Annotated in this window: 1 protein-coding gene; it reads right to left on the reverse strand. The window is 66.4% G+C overall.

What is annotated here, in order from left to right; genetic code table 11:
• Nucleotides 1–935, reverse strand: a 935-nt coding sequence (locus ASD66_RS06755; protein ID WP_162254252.1) for an HNH endonuclease signature motif containing protein, incomplete at both ends; no start/stop codon positions are given.

The raw sequence follows: 935 nt of genomic DNA on the forward strand, positions 1-935 counted from the left end.
GCCGTCCTTGTTCCTGACGTAGGACCATCTGCCGTGGGTTTTGGCGAGGTGATGTCGTCGGCACAACGGGGCGAGTTTGTCGGGGCTGGTCTGGCCCGGTGGCCCGGTGTCGTCGTAGGACTCAATGTGGTCGAGGTCGCAACGCCTCGAATCAACCGAACAGTGCGGGAAGACGCAATGCCGATCCCGAGCCAGGACCTGTTCGCGCATCGCTTCGGGTGGGTCGTGCTGATCGACAGCCCAGTCCCGGTTGGTGTCGATGACCGGGGTGAGGGTGGCGTCGGGTCCGAGGTCACGGATCCAGTCGAGGATCTTCTCGACGGTGACGGCGCCGAACAGGTTCGTCTCCGCCATCCCCGGTGCCGGCTCGTGGCCGCCGGCGCAGTCGGTTCCAGCGGTGCCAGTGGCTGAGGCGGAGGTTCCAGAGGACGTGGTGGTTCCAGTGGTTGTGGTGCCGTTGGTGGCGAGGTCAGCGAGGTTCACGTGGATGTAGAGCCGGGTCTTGAGGTAGGACTTGCGCGGCATCACCTTCTTGCCCGCACCATGACTGCCGGCGCCGTCGCCTTCACTGGCTGCATCGCCGTCGCCGTCGCCTTCACCGGCTCCTGCACCGTCGTGGTTGCCGTCGCCGTCACGGTTCCTGTTGGCATGGTCGTCGGTCCCGTTGTCGTCGCCGATGAGGCCGAGGAGGTCGGCGCTGGCCTGCCGATCCGCGATCACCCCGAGGGCCTTGGCCCTGCGTTGCCCGAGGGTGTCGGTGTCACCGAGCTTGCCCATGGTGGTGGCCTCATCGCTGATGAGGTCGTGGAACTTCGCCAGGTCCAGCGAGTCACCCATCGCATCCAGTCGGCTGGTGCCGTTGCCTGCACCGGCGTGGTCGATGGTGACGTCCCACTGGTCCTTCCCGGGCACCGGGGACGGGTCGTTGTCGAGTT

It is taken from the genome of Nocardioides sp. Root151, assembly GCF_001427925.1.
In the GTDB taxonomy this organism is placed as follows: Bacteria; Actinomycetota; Actinomycetes; order Propionibacteriales; family Nocardioidaceae; genus Nocardioides.